This window comes from Bradyrhizobium sp. WBOS07, assembly GCF_024585165.1.
GTDB lineage: Bacteria > Pseudomonadota > Alphaproteobacteria > Rhizobiales > Xanthobacteraceae > Bradyrhizobium > Bradyrhizobium japonicum_B.
The window spans coordinates 3,184,099-3,198,011 of the sequence record NZ_CP029008.1 but is presented as its reverse complement, the minus strand read 5'-3'; the positions used below and the strand labels follow the sequence as shown (position 1 = coordinate 3,198,011).

Sequence of the window (13,913 nt, the reverse complement as noted above, 5' to 3'; positions counted from 1 at the left end):
GAGGTGCATCAATGATTCAGATGCAGACCAACCTCGACGTGGCCGACAATTCTGGCGCACGCCGTGTCATGTGTATCAAGGTGCTCGGAGGCTCCAAGCGCCGCTACGCCACGATCGGCGACATCATCGTCGTCTCGATCAAGGAAGCGATTCCGCGTGGCAAGGTGAAGAAGGGCGACGTGATGAAGGCCGTCGTGGTGCGCGTCCGCAAGGACATCCGCCGCGCCGACGGTTCGGTCATCCGCTTCGACCGCAACGCCGCCGTTCTGATCAACAATCAGTCCGAGCCGGTCGGCACCCGTATCTTCGGGCCCGTGCCGCGCGAGCTGCGCGCCAAGAACCACATGAAGATCATCTCGCTCGCGCCGGAGGTGCTGTGATGGCTGCGAAGATCCGCAAGGGCGACAAGGTCGTCGTGCTGACCGGTCGCGACAAGGGCCGGACCGGCGAAGTGTTCGAGGTGCGTCCCGACGCCGGCACGGCGCTGGTGCGCGGCATCAACATGGTCAAGCGTCACCAGAAGCAGACGCAGGCCCAGGAGGGCGGCATCATCTCCAAGGAGTCGCCGATCCAACTGTCCAACATCGCGTATGTCGGCAAGGACGGAAAGCCGACCCGCGTCGGATTCAAGATTCTGGCGGACGGCAAGAAGGTCCGCATCGCCAAGAGCTCGGGAGCTGAGATCGATGGCTGAGGCCGCTTACACCCCGCGCCTGCGCGCGGAATACGACGCGAATATCCGCACGGCTCTGACCGAGAAGTTCGGTTATGAGAACGTCATGCAGGTTCCGCGCCTGGACAAGGTCGTGCTGAACATGGGCGTCGGCGACAGCGTCAACGACCGCAAGAAGGCCGAGACCGCCGCTGCCGAATTGACCCAGATCGCCGGCCAGAAGGCGATCGTGACCTATTCGCGGGTCGCGATCGCGACCTTCAAGCTGCGCGAGAACCAGCCGATCGGCTGCAAGGTCACGCTGCGCAAGGCCCGGATGTACGAGTTCATCGATCGCCTGGTCACGGTCGCGCTGCCGCGCGTCCGCGACTTCCGCGGCCTGAACCCGAAGAGCTTCGACGGCCGCGGCAATTACTCGCTCGGCATCAAGGAGCACATCATTTTCCCCGAGATCGACTTCGACAAGGTCACGGAAGCCCGCGGCATGGACATCACCGTCTGCACCACGGCCAAGACCGACGAAGAGGCGAGGGCCTTGTTGACCGCTTTCAATTTCCCGTTCCGGCAGTGAGACGCTGACCTAAAGCCTCTCAAACGCGGATACCCAGGAGCCAAGCATGGCAAAGAAGAGTTCAGTCGAGAAGAACAACCGGCGCAAGCGGATGGTGAAGAACGCCGCCGCCAAGCGCGAGCGGTTGAAGGCGATCATCGCCGACAAGACGCTGCCGATGGAGGAGCGGTTCGCCGCGACCCTGAAGCTGGCGGAAATGCCGCGCAATTCGTCGGCGACCCGCATCCGCCTGCGTTGCGAGCTGTCGGGCCGTCCGCGCTCGAACTACCGCAAGAACAAGCTGTCCCGTATCGCGCTGCGCGAACTTGGCTCCAAGGGCATGGTCCCGGGCCTCGTGAAGTCCAGCTGGTAAGGAGGGTCGTTTAGATGTCGACGCACGATCCAATCAGCGATCTGATCACCCGTATCCGCAATGCGCAGATGCGCTCGAAGAGCAAGGTCTCCACGCCCGGCTCGAAGATGCGCGAGAACGTGCTCGAGGTCCTCAAGACCGAGGGTTACATCCGCGGGTACGCCACGCTCGAGCATTCCTCGGGCCGCAGCGAGATCGAGATCGAGCTGAAGTATTTCGACGGCGAGCCTGTCATCCGCGAGATCGAACGTGTCTCCAAGCCCGGGCGCCGTGTCTACGCCTCGGTGAAGAACCTGCCGCGGGTCAACAACGGGCTCGGCATTTCGGTGTTGTCGACGCCGAAGGGGATCATGGCCGACCACAGCGCGCGCGACGCGAATGTGGGCGGTGAAGTCCTCTTCACGGTGTTCTGAGAAGGATTTTTCATCCATGTCACGTGTTGGCAAAAGGCCTGTGGCGGTGCCGTCGGGTGTTACCGCGACCGTCGATGGGCAGACCGTCAAGATGAAGGGGCCGAAGGGCCAGCTTCAGTTCGTCGTCCATGACGACGTCGAGGTGAAGCTCGAGAGCGGCCAGATCAAGGTTCAGCCGCGCTTCGAGACCAATCGCGCGCGTGCGCTTTACGGGACCGCTCGCGCCCAGGTCGCGAATCTGGTCGAAGGCGTCACCAAGGGCTTCGAGAAGAAGCTCGAGATCACCGGCGTCGGTTACCGCGCCGCGATGCAGGGCAAGAACCTGCAGCTCGCGCTCGGTTACAGCCACGACGTGGTCTACGCGATCCCGGAAGGGATCACGATCGCGGTGCCGAAGCCGACCGAGATCACGGTGTCGGGCAGCGACATCCAGCGTGTCGGCCAGGTCGCGGCCGAGATCCGCAGCTATCGCCCGCCGGAGCCCTACAAGGGCAAGGGCGTGAAGTATGTTGGCGAATTCATCTTCCGCAAGGAAGGCAAGAAGAAGTAACGGAGCCGGTCATGTCCAAAGCCAAGGTTACCAATGCCCGGCGCAAGCGGAGTGTGCGGCTGAAGCTGCGCCGCTCCGGTGGTGGTCGTCCGCGTCTGTCGGTGTTCCGCTCGTCCAAGCACATCTACGCCCAGGTCATCGACGACCTGAAGGGCGAGACGCTGGCCTCTGCCTCCTCGCTCGAGAAGTCGATGCGCGACGGCGGCAAGACCGGCGCCGACATCGATGCGGCGAAGGCGGTCGGCAAGCTGCTGGCCGAGCGCGCCGCCGAGAAGGGTGTCAAGGAAGTCGTGTTCGATCGCGGCAGCTACCTCTATCACGGGCGCGTCAAGGCTCTTGCCGACGCTGCGCGTGAGAGTGGGCTGAGCTTCTAACGGAATTTGAGGATTGAGGCGTAAGCCTCTGAAGGATTGGAAAAACCATGGCAGCTGAACGCGAACAACGTGGTGGACGCGATCAACGCGGCGGCGGACGTGAACGCAGGGAGCGCGAGGAGCGCGACAGCGAGTTCGTCGACAAGCTCGTCCACATCAATCGCGTGGCCAAGGTCGTCAAGGGCGGCAAGCGCTTCGGTTTCGCAGCGCTGGTTGTGATCGGCGACCAGAAGGGCCGCGCCGGCTTCGGTCACGGCAAGGCGCGCGAAGTGCCCGAGGCGATCCGCAAGGCCACCGAATCTGCCAAGCGCAACCTGACCCGCGTGTCGCTGCGCGAGGGCCGCACGCTGCATCACGACATCGCCGGCCGTCATGGCGCGGGCCGCGTCTACCTGCGCGCGGCGCCGGCCGGTACCGGCATCATCGCCGGCGGTCCGATGCGCGCCGTGTTCGAGACGCTCGGCGTCCAGGACGTGGTGGCGAAGTCGATCGGCTCGTCGAACCCCTACAACATGGTTCGTGCGACCTTCGACGCGCTGAAGCACCAGGACTCGCCGCGCTCGGTCGCTGCCCGCCGCAATATCAAGGTGTCCACCCTCCAGTCCCGCCGTATCGGTGGCGACGCCGAGGCGGCTGCCGACTAACGGAAGCTTTTCGGAGTAGACTCCCATGGCCAAGGCCGCAAAGACGATCAAGCTCGAGCAGACTGGCAGCGCGATCCGCCGCCATCACTCGCAGCGCTCGACGCTGATCGGGCTCAAGCTCAACAAGATCGGCCGCACCAGCGAACTGCCCGATACCCCGGCGGTTCGTGGCATGATCGAGAAGGTTCACCATCTCGTCCGCATCGTCGACGAGAAGTAAGCAAAGGCGCACGATCCCGAACAGCGGGCTACCCGTTTTCGGCGAAGATCAGGCGCAAGACACAAGGAGAAGGGCGATGAAGCTCAGCGATATCGCCGACAACGCCGGCTCGCGCAAGAAGCGTATGCGCGTCGGCCGCGGCATCGGTTCGGGCAAGGGCAAGCAGTCCGGCCGCGGCGGCAAGGGCCAGACCGCGCGGTCCGGCGTGCGCATCAAGGGTTTCGAAGGCGGCCAGATGCCGATGCATCGCCGTCTGCCCAAGCGCGGCTTCAACAACATCTTCCGCGTCGAGTTCGCCGAGATCAATCTCGATCGGCTCCAGGAAGCGGTCGATGCCAAGAAGATCGACGCCGGCAGCGTCGTGAACGTCGAGGCCCTGGTGAAGGGCGGCGTGCTGCGCCGCGCCAAGGGCGGCCTGCGGTTGCTCGGCCGTGGCGAGCTCAAGTCCAAGCTCAACATCGAAGTCCACGGCGCCAGCAAGACCGCGATCGAAGCGGTCGAGAAGGCCGGCGGATCGGTGAAGATTCTCGCCCCTGCCAAGGAAGAAGGCGAGGCGGCGTAACAACTGCGTCATCGGCCCGCGGCGCGCGGGCCTTTACGTATGTGGGACGATGGACTTATCGAAGCCGAGCCCCAGATAATGTCCGGTGTCCGGTATAATGTAGCCCGGCCGCGGGCATGACGGCGCGATAGGCGGCGGGAGAAAGTCCAAGATGGCCTCTGCAGCGGAACAACTGGCAGCCAATCTCAATTTCAGTGCGTTCGCCAAGGCCGACGAACTGAAGAAGCGCATCTGGTTCACCCTGGGTGCGCTGCTCGTTTATCGGCTCGGGACCTACATTCCGCTGCCCGGCATCGACCCGAGTGCCTGGGAACAGGTGTTCCGCTCGCAGGCCGGCGGCATCCTCGGCATGTTCAACATGTTCGCGGGCGGTGGCATCAACCGCATGGCGATCTTCGCGCTGAACATCATGCCGTATATCTCGGCCTCGATCATCATCCAGCTTCTCACCACCGTCTCGCCGCAGCTCGAGGCGCTGAAGAAGGAAGGCGAAGCCGGCCGCAAGACGCTGAATCAGTATACCCGCTTTCTCACGGTGATTTTGGCCGCGTTCCAGTCCTACGGCATCGCGGTAGGACTTCAGGGCGCCGGCAATGTCGTCAGCGAGCCCGGATTGTTCTTCCTGCTCTCGACCTCTGTCACGCTGACCGGCGGCACCATGTTCCTGATGTGGCTGGGCGAGCAGATCACCTCGCGCGGCATCGGCAACGGCATCTCGCTGATCATTCTCGCGGGCATCGTCGCCGAGCTGCCCGCCGCGCTCGCCAACATGCTCGAGCTCGGCCGTCAGGGCGCGATGTCGACCGGCCTGATTCTGGTCGTCATCATCATGGCCGTCGCCGTGATCGCCTTCATCGTGTTCATGGAGCGCGCGCAGCGCCGCCTCCTGATCCAGTATCCGAAGCGCCAGGTCGGCAACAAGATGTTCGAGGGCCAGTCCTCGCATCTGCCGCTCAAGCTCAACACTTCCGGTGTGATCCCGCCAATCTTCGCGTCCTCGCTGCTGCTGCTGCCGACGACGGTCGCGAATTTCAACGCCGGCAGTGGGCCGGAATGGTTCCAGTGGATCACCACCCAGCTCGGTCACGGCCGTCCGCTGTTCCTGTTCATGTATCTGGCGCTTATCGTGTTCTTCGCCTTCTTCTACACCGCGATCGTGTTCAACCCGACCGAGACCGCGGACAATCTGAAGAAGCACGGCGGCTTCATTCCGGGCATCCGGCCCGGCGAGCGCACCGCGGAATATATCGACTATGTGCTCTCGCGCATCACCGTGCTCGGCGCGATCTATCTGGCGATCGTCTGCTTGATCCCGGAGATCCTGATCTCCTATGCCTCGGTGCCGTTCTACTTCGGCGGCACCTCGCTGCTGATCGTCGTCAGCGTCACCATGGATACGGTGGCACAGGTGCAGGGCTATCTGCTGGCGCACCAGTATGAAGGCCTGATCCGGAAGTCGAAGCTGCGCGGCCGCCGCCGCTAAAGGCGTGCTCTGAAGGCGGCGCGACCGCGCCGCCGATTCGCCGCGCGAGCAGCGCGCGGCCCCTGAGGCGATCGTTCGGTCGCTTCGGCAGAGCTGCTCCCACTGGCTCTGCAATCACTGATTTCAAAGCCCTTCTTGGCGTCCACCCATCTGCTCCTCTATGGTAGGGTAGCGGTGCAGCGCCGATTGTGGTTTGCACTGTTCGCGATTTTTCAAACACAGGTGCGCGACGTATCGCTCACCAATCCGGGGGGCGTACGCCGATGAGAATTATACTTCTGGGACCGCCGGGGTCGGGCAAGGGGACGCAGGCGCAGCTGCTGGTGCAGCGCTACGGCATCGTCCAGCTCTCGACCGGCGATATGCTGCGTGCCGCGGTTGCGGCCGGAACGCCGGTCGGGCTGAAGGCCAAGGAGATCATGGCCAGCGGCGGCCTCGTGCCCGACGAGGTCGTGGTCGGAATCATCTCCGATCGCATCGATCAGCCGGATGCCCAGAATGGTTTCATCCTCGACGGCTTCCCGCGCACCGTGCCGCAGGCCGAGGCGCTGGACGAGCTGCTCAAGGACAAGCGCCTCAAGCTGGACGCCGTGATCGAGCTCCGCGTCAACGAGAGCGCGCTCCTGCACCGTGTCGAGACCCGCGTCGCCCAGATGCGGGAGCGCGGCGAGGAGGTCCGGCTCGACGACACGCCGGAGGTCCTGACCAAGCGGTTAGCCAGCTACCGCAGCCAGACGGAACCGCTGATTCACTACTATTCCGAGCGCCGGAAGCTCTCCACCATCGACGGCATGATGGCCATCGACGAGGTCACCCGCGCCATCGATCGCCAGCTCCAGGCATTGGGCGCGGCTGGCGCCAAGATGCAGGCCAAGGAAGCCACCAAGGCAAAGACCAGGAGCGCGGCCAAGGCCGCCCCGGCCAAAAAGACCAAGGCGGCGAAGAAATCGGCCAAGAAGGCGGTGAAAGCAGCCAAAAAGGCCGCCAAACCAGCCAAATCCGTCAAAAAGGCGGCCAAGAAGACCGTCAAGCGTTCCAAGACAGCAGCAAGGAAGACCGTCAAGAAGACGGTCAAGAAGGCCACCAAGAAGGCCGCCAAAAAGGCGGTCAAAAAGGGTGCCAGGAAGGCTGCAAAAAAGGTCACGAAAAAGCGAGCCAAGCGCTAGCAGCGGTTGACGAAAGCCCCCGGAATCCCCTAATAAGCCCCGCATCCAAGTCGGATAGTTTCAGACGATGCCGGGCCCCAGGAAGACCGGGGGAGGGCGTCGTGTTCGCGTTTGTGAACACCTGCCCGAGAACACAAGCACTTAAAGCCCGATCCTGACGAGGATCGGCAACAGGAGAGAAGGCCGTGGCCCGTATTGCCGGCGTGAACATTCCCACCAACAAGCGCGTGCTGATCGCGCTCCAGTACATCCATGGCATCGGTCAGAAGATCGCCGGTGAGATCCTGGAGAAGGTGAAGATCCCCGTGGATCGTCGCGTCAATCAGCTCAGCGACGCTGAAGTGCTCCAGATCCGCGAAGTGATCGACCGCGACTATCTCGTCGAGGGCGACCTGCGCCGCGAGGTCGGTATCAACATCAAGCGTCTGATGGACCTCGGCTGCTATCGCGGTCTGCGTCATCGTCGCGGTCTGCCGGTGCGCGGCCAGCGCACCCACACCAATGCGCGCACGCGCAAGGGTCCGGCGAAAGCCATCGCCGGCAAGAAGAAGTAAGTTTTCGAATCTAGTCGCGGCGTGCGGCGAACCGGGGATGCCCGTTCGCCGCGCGCCTTTCGTTCCACAGGTGTAGCCGCTGGCATTACGGCGGCGTTTGAGATCTTCAGGAAAGGGACTCAATGGGCAAGGAAGCCACCCGCGTTCGTCGTCGTGAGCGCAAGAACATCGCCTCCGGCGTCGCGCATGTGAACTCGTCGTTCAACAACACGACCATCACCATCACCGACGCGCAGGGCAACACGATTGCCTGGTCCTCCGCCGGCACGATGGGCTTCAAGGGCTCGCGCAAGTCGACCCCGTACGCCGCGCAGGTTGCCGCCGAGGACGTGTCCAAGAAGGCGCAGGAGCACGGCATGCGCACGCTGGAAGTCGAAGTCGCCGGTCCCGGTTCGGGCCGCGAATCGGCGCTCCGCGCGCTTCAGGCCGCCGGCTTCACCGTCACCTCGATCCGCGACGTGACCACGATCCCGCACAACGGTTGCCGTCCGCGCAAGCGTCGTCGCGTTTGATTTTTACGAGTTGCGGGCGCATCGGCGCCCGCAATGACTTTGCAAGAAGCCGCGGGTGCGACCTGCGGCCTTTCTCCAACGCCAGTGTCTGCAATGGCAGTTCGACTGGCCTGTATGGGTGAAACAGTGACGATCCAGAAAAATTGGCAAGAACTGATTCGGCCGAACAAGCTCCAGGTTACGCCCGGCAGCGACTCCTCGCGTTTCGCGACGATCGTCGCCGAGCCGCTCGAGCGTGGCTTCGGCCAGACGCTCGGCAATGCGCTGCGCCGCATCCTGCTCTCCTCGCTTCAGGGCGCGGCGGTGCAGTCGGTGCACATTGACGGCGTGCTGCACGAGTTCTCCTCGATCGCGGGCGTCCGTGAGGACGTCACCGACATCGTGCTCAACATCAAGGACATCTCGATCAAGATGCAGGGCGAAGGCCCCAAGCGCATGGTCGTGAAGAAGCAGGGCCCCGGCGTCGTCACCGCCGGTGACATCCAGACCGTCGGCGACGTCGTCGTGCTCAACCCGGACCTGCAGATCTGCACCCTCGACGAGGGCGCCGAGATCCGCATGGAGTTCACGGTCGCCACCGGCAAGGGCTACGTGCCCGCCGAGCGCAACCGTCCCGAGGATGCGCCGATCGGCCTGATTCCGGTCGACAGCCTGTACTCGCCGGTCCGCAAGGTCTCCTACAAGGTCGAGAACACCCGCGAGGGCCAGATCCTCGACTACGACAAGCTGACCATGACGATCGAGACCAACGGCGCCATCTCGCCGGATGACTCGGTGGCCTACGCTGCCCGCATCCTGCAGGACCAGCTCAACGTCTTCGTCAACTTCGAAGAGCCGCGCAAGGAAGTCGCCCAGGAGATCATCCCGGACCTCGCCTTCAACCCGGCCTTCCTCAAGAAGGTGGACGAGCTCGAGCTGTCGGTGCGTTCGGCCAACTGCCTGAAGAACGACAACATCGTCTATATCGGCGACCTCGTGCAGAAGAGCGAAGCGGAAATGCTCCGCACCCCGAACTTCGGCCGCAAGTCGCTGAACGAGATCAAGGAAGTGCTGGCCCAGATGGGTCTGCATCTCGGCATGGAAGTGCCGGGCTGGCCGCCGGAGAACATCGACGAGCTCGCCAAGCGCTTCGAGGATCATTACTGAGCGAATGGCGAGCAGGGAGTGGCGAATAGGGGAAGAAGATCTATTCGCTACTCACCATCGCCACTCGCTGACTTGGGCGAACGCAGGAAGCCCACCTGAAACCAGTCGCTGAACCACCGCGACACAATCGAGAAGGACTACTCACATGCGTCACGGCAAGGTTCATCGGAAGCTCAACCGCACGGCCGAGCACCGCAAGGCGATGTTCGCCAACATGGCGGCCGCGCTGATCAAGCACGAGCAGATCGTCACCACGCTGCCGAAGGCCAAGGAGCTCCGTCCGATCGTCGAGAAGCTCGTCACTCTCGGCAAGAAGGGCGGTCTGTCGCTGCGCCGCCAGGCGATCTCGGAGCTGCGCGACGTCGACATGGTCAAGAAGCTCTTCGACACGCTGGCGACCCGCTACAAGGACCGCCAGGGCGGCTACACCCGCATCATCAAGGCCGGCTTCCGCTACGGCGACAACGCCGCGATGGCCGTGATCGAGTTCGTCGATCGCGACGTCGATGCCAAGGGCCAGGATTCAGGCCCGGTGCAGGAAAAGGAAGCCGAGGCGGCGTAAGCCACTCAGCGGATATGGATTGAAGACGGCGCCCTCGGGCGCCGTTTTTGTGTCTGGGACCGGCGCAGATGCGCGGGACTGACTATTCCTCCTTGATCCCCGCTTTTTGCGCGATGTCCTTCATGTCGGCGGTCTCCTTGCCGATCGCTCCCGCCCAATCGCTGTAGCGCGCGAAGCCGGGCTCGAAGCCGACCTTGGCGAAGCGCTCGGCCACGGCGGGATTTTTGATCGTCTCCTCCAGCGTTGCCGAGAGCTTGTCGCGAACGGCCGGCGGCAGGCCCTTGGGAGCGACCACGGCGCCCCACGAGGCGAAGTCGATGTTGCCATAGCCGAGCTCGGCGAGTGTCGGCACGTCAGGCAGGAACGGCGTGCGCTTGGCCGAGAACGCCGCGAGCACCTTGACGGTACCCGCCTCGACCTGCGGCTTGACCGCGATCACCGTGTCGACGTGGTACTGGATGTGCTTGCCGATGAGGTCGTTCATCGCCGGCGCGCTGCCCTTGTAGGGCAGGTGGACCATCTTGATCCCGGCCGCCGATTTGAACAATTCGCCGGCAAAGTGCGAGACGGTCGCGACGCCGAAGGATGCCAGCGAGAGCTTGTCGGGATTGGCCTTGGCTTCAGCGACGAGCGCAGCCACGTCCTTGACCGGATTGTCCTTGTAGGTGACCAGCACCAGCGTGATCTTGCCGACCTGGCCGAGCGGCTCGAAATCCTTGGCCGCGTCGTAAGGCACGGTTTCCTTGACGGCTGCCGGCAGCGTGAAGCTCGAGTTCGAGCTGAAGAACAGGGTGTATCCGTCCGGCGCCGCTCGCGCGACTTCCTTGGCCGCAATCGTGGTGCCGCCGCCGGGGCGGTTGATGATGATCACGGGCTTGCCGAGCCGCGTCTCCAGCTCGCCGCCGATGATGCGCGCCACCACGTCGGAGGCGCCGCCGGGCGGGAAGGGGACGATCAATTGCAGGGCCTTGTCCGGATAGACCGCTTGCGCTGGCGCGAGCGAATTGCTGCCCATCAGGCCGAGCAACCCGAGCGCAACAGTGAGGGCGGTTCTCTTCATCGCTTGGTCCTTCCGTGTTCGCATGAGCGAAGATGCTCGGGTTCCGGTTTAGCAATAATCATTCCACCTGCGGTCGAGCCGGGCGCGGGACCCATTGCTGCCGGAACGGCGTCCGAGCGTCTCACTGATTGGTGAGCTCCGATTGCGGGCCGGTCCACCGCGACCGATATCCCCGTCATCGATCTGATGGAGATATGACATGAACATCGACCTTTCCGGAAAAACCGCGCTGGTGACCGGCTCGACCGCCGGCATCGGCCAGGCCATCGCCAAAGGCCTGGCGGCCTCCGGCGCCAGCGTCGTGATCAACGGCCGCGGCCAGGACAAGGTCGATGCCGCCGTGCGCAAGCTGGAAGGGACGGGCGCCAGGGTCCGCGGCATCGCCGCCGACGTCTCGACCGCCTCGGGTTGCAAGGCGCTCGTTGCGGCGCTGCCGGACGTCGACATCCTCGTCAACAATGCCGGCATCTTCGAGCCCAAGGACTTCTTCGACATTCCCGATGAGGACTGGAGCCGCTTCTTCGAGGTCAACGTCATGAGCGGCGTGCGGTTGTCGCGGGCCTACATGAAGGGCATGCTCCAGCGCAATTGGGGCCGCATCGTCTTCATCTCCTCGGAGTCCGGCCTCAACATTCCCGTCGAGATGATCCATTACGGCATGACCAAGACGGCGCAGCTGTCGGTCGCCCGCGGCCTGGCGCAGCTCACCCGCGGCACGGGTGTCACCGTCAATTCCGTGCTGCCGGGCCCGACCATGTCGGAGGGCGTCGAAACTTTCGTGAAGGATCTCGCCAGGCAGAACGGCCAGTCGGTGGACGAGGCCGCCACCAATTTCGTCAAGCAGCATCGCCCGAGCTCGCTGCTCCAGCGCTTTGCCAGCGTCGACGAGATCGCCAACATGGTGGTCTACGTCGCCTCGAAGCAGGCATCCGCCACCAACGGCGCTGCGCTGCGCGCAGAAGGCGGCATCGTCAACACCATTGCCTGAGGCCGCGCATGACGGCCTATGTGGTCTCCGAAGTCGAGATGCGCGACGCGGGCGGATTCGAAGCCTATCGCACGCTCGCCGCAAAGACGATCGCGCTCTACGGCGGACGCTATCTCGTCCGCGGCGGCAAGGCCGAGCTTGCCGAAGGTAACCTCCCGGCGAAGGCGATCGTCATTGTCGAATTTCCGTCGATGGCGAGGCTGAAGGAATGGTACGCCTCGCCGGAATATGCCGAGGCGCTGAAGTTGCGCCAGACAGCGCTCGAGAGGCGGCTGCTGTTCGTCGAGGGCGTGCCGGAAGCGTGACTGCCGTAGGGTGGGCAAAGCGAAGCGTGCCCACGCACTTCTTGCGGCCGAGTGAGCTGGTGGGCGCGGCGCAAGTGCGCCTTTGCCCACCCTGCGAAGCCTTCGCCTACCACCCCTCCAGCACGATCTTGCCGCGCGATTTGCCGCTTTCCAGCAGCGCATGCGCGCGCTTGAGGTTGGCGGCGTTGATCGTGCCGAAGGTCTGGTCGAGCGTGGTGCGCAGCACGCCCTTGTCGATGAGGTCGGCGACGTCGTTCAGCAGATGATGCTGCGCGATCATGTCCGACGTCTGGAACGAGGAGCGCGTGAACATCGATTCCCAGTGCACCGAGATTGCCTTGCCCTTGAACGTGCTCATGGTGAATTCCGGCGGATCGTCGATCAGGCCGAACCTGCCCTGCGGCGCCATGAAGTCCGCGATCGCCTTGTAGTGCTGATCGGTGAAGGTGAGGCTCGCCACCAGCGCGACCGGCGGCAGCTTGAGCTTCTCGATCTGCTCCTTCATCGGCTTGCCGTGGTCGATCACGGCATGCGCGCCGAGCTCGAGGCACCATGTCCGCGATTCCGGCCGCGTCGCGGTGGCGAGCACCGTGAGGCCGGTGAGGCGGCGGGCAAGCTGGATCAGGATCGAGCCGACGCCGCCGGCGCCGCCGGTGATCAGCAGCGTGCGCGGATCGACGCTCTTGCCGGGCACCGCGCCGAGCCGGTCGAACAGCAATTCCCAGGCGGTGATGGAGGTGAGGGGAAGGGCGGCTGCTTGCGCGAAGGACAGGCTCTTCGGCTTGTTGCCGACGATGCGCTCGTCGACCAGATGGAATTCGGCATTGGTGCCCTGGCGCAGGATCGAGCCGGCGTAGAACACCTCGTCGCCCGGCTTGAACAACGTAACCTCGGGCCCGACGGCATCGACCACGCCGGCTGCGTCATAGCCCAGGATCTTGGTCTCGCCCTCGGGCGGGGCTGCGCGCTTGCGCACCTTGTAATCGACCGGATTGGCCGAGATCGCCTTTACGGCGACGCGGATGTCGCGCCCCTTGGGCTCCGGTTTTGCGGTCTCGAAATCGAACAGCGAATCCGCGTCCTCGATCGGAAGCGATTTCTTGTAGCCGACGGCCTTCATGGCTTGTCTCCATCAGATGGCATGCTCGCCTGCCGTCCTAACTGTCGCTCTGGCTCCGATTTGGCAAGTACTGTAAATTCGGGGATATAGTCCCTATTTGGATACTATTGGGAAAGACGCATGAAACGGCGCAATTTTGCCCGTCGCCCCGGCTGCGCGGTCGAGGCGACGCTGGACCTGATCGACGGCAAGTGGAAGGGCGTGATCCTCTATCACCTGCAGAGCGGCACGCAGCGCTTCGGCGAATTGCGCCGCCGGATGCCCGGCATCACCCAGCGCATGCTAACAAAGCAGCTGCGCGCTCTGGAGGAGGACAAGCTCGTCATCCGCAGGGTCTATGCCGAGGTGCCGCCGCGCGTGGAGTACTGCCTCTCCGAGCTCGGCGAGAGCCTCAAGCCGGTTATCGACACCCTGAAGACCTGGGGCGAAAGTCATCAGGAGCGGCTGTCCTGCGCGCCTGAGCCGGTGGTGGTGAGGAAGCCGAAGCGCGCGGCGTGAGTTGTAGGAGAAGCGGCGCGTGTTCGGTGTCGTCCCCGCGAAGGCGAGGACCCATAACCCCAGGGTGAGGTTGTGGTGCGCAGCGGCAACTCCGAGTCTTCGCAACCACTTCCGCCTGTGGTTATGGGTCCCGGGTTCGCGCTTCGCGCGCCCCGGGACG

21 protein-coding genes are annotated in these 13,913 nt (G+C 63.9%); 19 read left to right on the top strand and 2 right to left on the bottom strand.

Annotated elements, in window-relative coordinates; all coding sequences use genetic code 11:
• Nucleotides 1–11 precede the first annotated feature (11 nt).
• The 16 genes from rplN to rplQ all read left to right on the top strand — a co-directional run bounded on the left by rplN (nt 12) and on the right by rplQ (nt 9,782).
• On the top strand, nt 12–380 hold the full coding sequence (rplN, locus tag DCM79_RS15190) for a 50S ribosomal protein L14 (RefSeq protein WP_007603030.1): 369 nt from the start codon (nt 12–14) through the stop codon (nt 378–380).
• Nucleotides 380–694 (top strand): 50S ribosomal protein L24, encoded by a 315-nt coding sequence (gene rplX / locus DCM79_RS15185; protein ID WP_007603031.1) that lies wholly within the window; start codon nt 380–382, stop codon nt 692–694. Before rplN ends, rplX begins: the two co-directional genes overlap by 1 nt.
• Nucleotides 687–1,244: a 50S ribosomal protein L5 gene (gene rplE, locus DCM79_RS15180; RefSeq protein ID WP_257180540.1), complete on the top strand. Its 558-nt coding sequence runs from the start codon at nt 687–689 to the stop codon at nt 1,242–1,244. The genes rplX and rplE overlap by 8 nt, the downstream gene beginning before the upstream one ends.
• A 46-nt stretch (nt 1,245–1,290) precedes the next feature.
• Complete coding sequence (gene rpsN, locus DCM79_RS15175; protein WP_028137018.1) at nt 1,291–1,596, top strand: 30S ribosomal protein S14; 306 nt, start codon at nt 1,291–1,293, stop codon at nt 1,594–1,596.
• Nucleotides 1,597–1,610: 14 nt separating this feature from the next.
• Nucleotides 1,611–2,009: a 30S ribosomal protein S8 gene (gene rpsH, locus DCM79_RS15170; protein ID WP_028137017.1), complete on the top strand. Its 399-nt coding sequence runs from the start codon at nt 1,611–1,613 to the stop codon at nt 2,007–2,009.
• 16 nt (nt 2,010–2,025) lie between these two features.
• Nucleotides 2,026–2,559 carry a 50S ribosomal protein L6 gene (rplF, locus tag DCM79_RS15165; protein WP_257180539.1) on the top strand — a complete coding sequence of 178 codons (534 nt, stop codon included), beginning with the start codon at nt 2,026–2,028 and terminating at the stop codon, nt 2,557–2,559.
• Between the two features lie 11 nt (nt 2,560–2,570).
• Complete coding sequence (gene rplR / locus DCM79_RS15160; RefSeq protein WP_007603036.1) at nt 2,571–2,933, top strand: 50S ribosomal protein L18; 363 nt, start codon at nt 2,571–2,573, stop codon at nt 2,931–2,933.
• Nucleotides 2,934–2,980: 47 nt separating this feature from the next.
• Nucleotides 2,981–3,577 (top strand): 30S ribosomal protein S5, encoded by a 597-nt coding sequence (rpsE, locus tag DCM79_RS15155; protein ID WP_014494507.1) that lies wholly within the window; start codon nt 2,981–2,983, stop codon nt 3,575–3,577.
• Between the two features lie 25 nt (nt 3,578–3,602).
• Nucleotides 3,603–3,797 (top strand): 50S ribosomal protein L30, encoded by a 195-nt coding sequence (gene rpmD, locus DCM79_RS15150; protein WP_011088137.1) that lies wholly within the window; start codon nt 3,603–3,605, stop codon nt 3,795–3,797.
• Between the two features lie 76 nt (nt 3,798–3,873).
• On the top strand, nt 3,874–4,359 hold the full coding sequence (rplO, locus tag DCM79_RS15145; RefSeq protein ID WP_028137015.1) for a 50S ribosomal protein L15: 486 nt from the start codon (nt 3,874–3,876) through the stop codon (nt 4,357–4,359).
• Between the two features lie 151 nt (nt 4,360–4,510).
• Nucleotides 4,511–5,842 (top strand): preprotein translocase subunit SecY, encoded by a 1,332-nt coding sequence (secY, locus tag DCM79_RS15140; RefSeq protein ID WP_257180537.1) that lies wholly within the window; start codon nt 4,511–4,513, stop codon nt 5,840–5,842.
• Between the two features lie 263 nt (nt 5,843–6,105).
• Nucleotides 6,106–7,008, top strand: coding sequence for an adenylate kinase (locus DCM79_RS15135; protein ID WP_257180536.1), 903 nt, complete (start codon nt 6,106–6,108; stop codon nt 7,006–7,008).
• Between the two features lie 185 nt (nt 7,009–7,193).
• A complete protein-coding gene (gene rpsM, locus DCM79_RS15130) occupies nt 7,194–7,562 on the top strand; it encodes a 30S ribosomal protein S13 (RefSeq protein WP_008549231.1) in 369 nt (122 codons plus the stop codon).
• A gap of 122 nt (nt 7,563–7,684) precedes the next feature.
• Nucleotides 7,685–8,074: a 30S ribosomal protein S11 gene (gene rpsK, locus DCM79_RS15125; RefSeq protein WP_007603045.1), complete on the top strand. Its 390-nt coding sequence runs from the start codon at nt 7,685–7,687 to the stop codon at nt 8,072–8,074.
• Nucleotides 8,075–8,188: 114 nt separating this feature from the next.
• The gene (locus DCM79_RS15120) at nt 8,189–9,220 is read left to right on the top strand and encodes a DNA-directed RNA polymerase subunit alpha (RefSeq protein ID WP_049820165.1); all 1,032 of its coding nucleotides are present in this window, start codon (nt 8,189–8,191) and stop codon (nt 9,218–9,220) included.
• Nucleotides 9,221–9,365: 145 nt separating this feature from the next.
• Nucleotides 9,366–9,782, top strand: coding sequence for a 50S ribosomal protein L17 (gene rplQ / locus DCM79_RS15115; protein ID WP_025036979.1), 417 nt, complete (start codon nt 9,366–9,368; stop codon nt 9,780–9,782).
• 82 nt (nt 9,783–9,864) lie between these two features.
• Here the strand turns inward: rplQ and DCM79_RS15110 are convergent, their stop codons facing one another.
• On the bottom strand, nt 9,865–10,842 hold the full coding sequence (locus DCM79_RS15110; RefSeq protein WP_257180534.1) for a tripartite tricarboxylate transporter substrate binding protein: 978 nt from the start codon (nt 10,840–10,842) through the stop codon (nt 9,865–9,867).
• 199 nt (nt 10,843–11,041) lie between these two features.
• Here DCM79_RS15110 and DCM79_RS15105 point away from each other — a divergent pair, with 199 nt between their 5' ends.
• Both DCM79_RS15105 and DCM79_RS15100 read left to right on the top strand, forming a co-directional pair.
• Nucleotides 11,042–11,830: an SDR family NAD(P)-dependent oxidoreductase gene (locus tag DCM79_RS15105; protein WP_257180533.1), complete on the top strand. Its 789-nt coding sequence runs from the start codon at nt 11,042–11,044 to the stop codon at nt 11,828–11,830.
• 8 nt (nt 11,831–11,838) lie between these two features.
• Nucleotides 11,839–12,135, top strand: a complete 297-nt coding sequence (locus DCM79_RS15100) for a DUF1330 domain-containing protein (protein ID WP_257180532.1) — start codon at nt 11,839–11,841, stop codon at nt 12,133–12,135.
• A 106-nt stretch (nt 12,136–12,241) separates the two neighbouring features.
• Here the strand turns inward: DCM79_RS15100 and DCM79_RS15095 are convergent, their stop codons facing one another.
• Nucleotides 12,242–13,255: a zinc-binding alcohol dehydrogenase family protein gene (locus tag DCM79_RS15095; protein ID WP_257180531.1), complete on the bottom strand. Its 1,014-nt coding sequence runs from the start codon at nt 13,253–13,255 to the stop codon at nt 12,242–12,244.
• 120 nt (nt 13,256–13,375) lie between these two features.
• On the opposite strand from DCM79_RS15095, the gene DCM79_RS15090 reads away from it, so the two are divergent.
• Nucleotides 13,376–13,753: a helix-turn-helix domain-containing protein gene (locus tag DCM79_RS15090; RefSeq protein ID WP_257180530.1), complete on the top strand. Its 378-nt coding sequence runs from the start codon at nt 13,376–13,378 to the stop codon at nt 13,751–13,753.
• The last annotated feature ends 160 nt before the right edge of the window (nt 13,754–13,913 follow it).

Coding starts and splice junctions, on each gene's coding strand:
- rplN (WP_007603030.1), top strand. CDS start 12: ATGATTCAGATGCAGACCAACCTCGACGTGGCCGACAATTCTGGCGCA.
- rplX (WP_007603031.1), top strand. CDS start 380: ATGGCTGCGAAGATCCGCAAGGGCGACAAGGTCGTCGTGCTGACCGGT.
- rplE (WP_257180540.1), top strand. CDS start 687: ATGGCTGAGGCCGCTTACACCCCGCGCCTGCGCGCGGAATACGACGCG.
- rpsN (WP_028137018.1), top strand. CDS start 1,291: ATGGCAAAGAAGAGTTCAGTCGAGAAGAACAACCGGCGCAAGCGGATG.
- rpsH (WP_028137017.1), top strand. CDS start 1,611: ATGTCGACGCACGATCCAATCAGCGATCTGATCACCCGTATCCGCAAT.
- rplF (WP_257180539.1), top strand. CDS start 2,026: ATGTCACGTGTTGGCAAAAGGCCTGTGGCGGTGCCGTCGGGTGTTACC.
- rplR (WP_007603036.1), top strand. CDS start 2,571: ATGTCCAAAGCCAAGGTTACCAATGCCCGGCGCAAGCGGAGTGTGCGG.
- rpsE (WP_014494507.1), top strand. CDS start 2,981: ATGGCAGCTGAACGCGAACAACGTGGTGGACGCGATCAACGCGGCGGC.
- rpmD (WP_011088137.1), top strand. CDS start 3,603: ATGGCCAAGGCCGCAAAGACGATCAAGCTCGAGCAGACTGGCAGCGCG.
- rplO (WP_028137015.1), top strand. CDS start 3,874: ATGAAGCTCAGCGATATCGCCGACAACGCCGGCTCGCGCAAGAAGCGT.
- secY (WP_257180537.1), top strand. CDS start 4,511: ATGGCCTCTGCAGCGGAACAACTGGCAGCCAATCTCAATTTCAGTGCG.
- DCM79_RS15135 (WP_257180536.1), top strand. CDS start 6,106: ATGAGAATTATACTTCTGGGACCGCCGGGGTCGGGCAAGGGGACGCAG.
- rpsK (WP_007603045.1), top strand. CDS start 7,685: ATGGGCAAGGAAGCCACCCGCGTTCGTCGTCGTGAGCGCAAGAACATC.
- DCM79_RS15120 (WP_049820165.1), top strand. CDS start 8,189: ATGGGTGAAACAGTGACGATCCAGAAAAATTGGCAAGAACTGATTCGG.
- rplQ (WP_025036979.1), top strand. CDS start 9,366: ATGCGTCACGGCAAGGTTCATCGGAAGCTCAACCGCACGGCCGAGCAC.
- DCM79_RS15110 (WP_257180534.1), bottom strand. CDS start 10,842: ATGAAGAGAACCGCCCTCACTGTTGCGCTCGGGTTGCTCGGCCTGATG.
- DCM79_RS15105 (WP_257180533.1), top strand. CDS start 11,042: ATGAACATCGACCTTTCCGGAAAAACCGCGCTGGTGACCGGCTCGACC.
- DCM79_RS15100 (WP_257180532.1), top strand. CDS start 11,839: ATGACGGCCTATGTGGTCTCCGAAGTCGAGATGCGCGACGCGGGCGGA.
- DCM79_RS15095 (WP_257180531.1), bottom strand. CDS start 13,255: ATGAAGGCCGTCGGCTACAAGAAATCGCTTCCGATCGAGGACGCGGAT.
- DCM79_RS15090 (WP_257180530.1), top strand. CDS start 13,376: ATGAAACGGCGCAATTTTGCCCGTCGCCCCGGCTGCGCGGTCGAGGCG.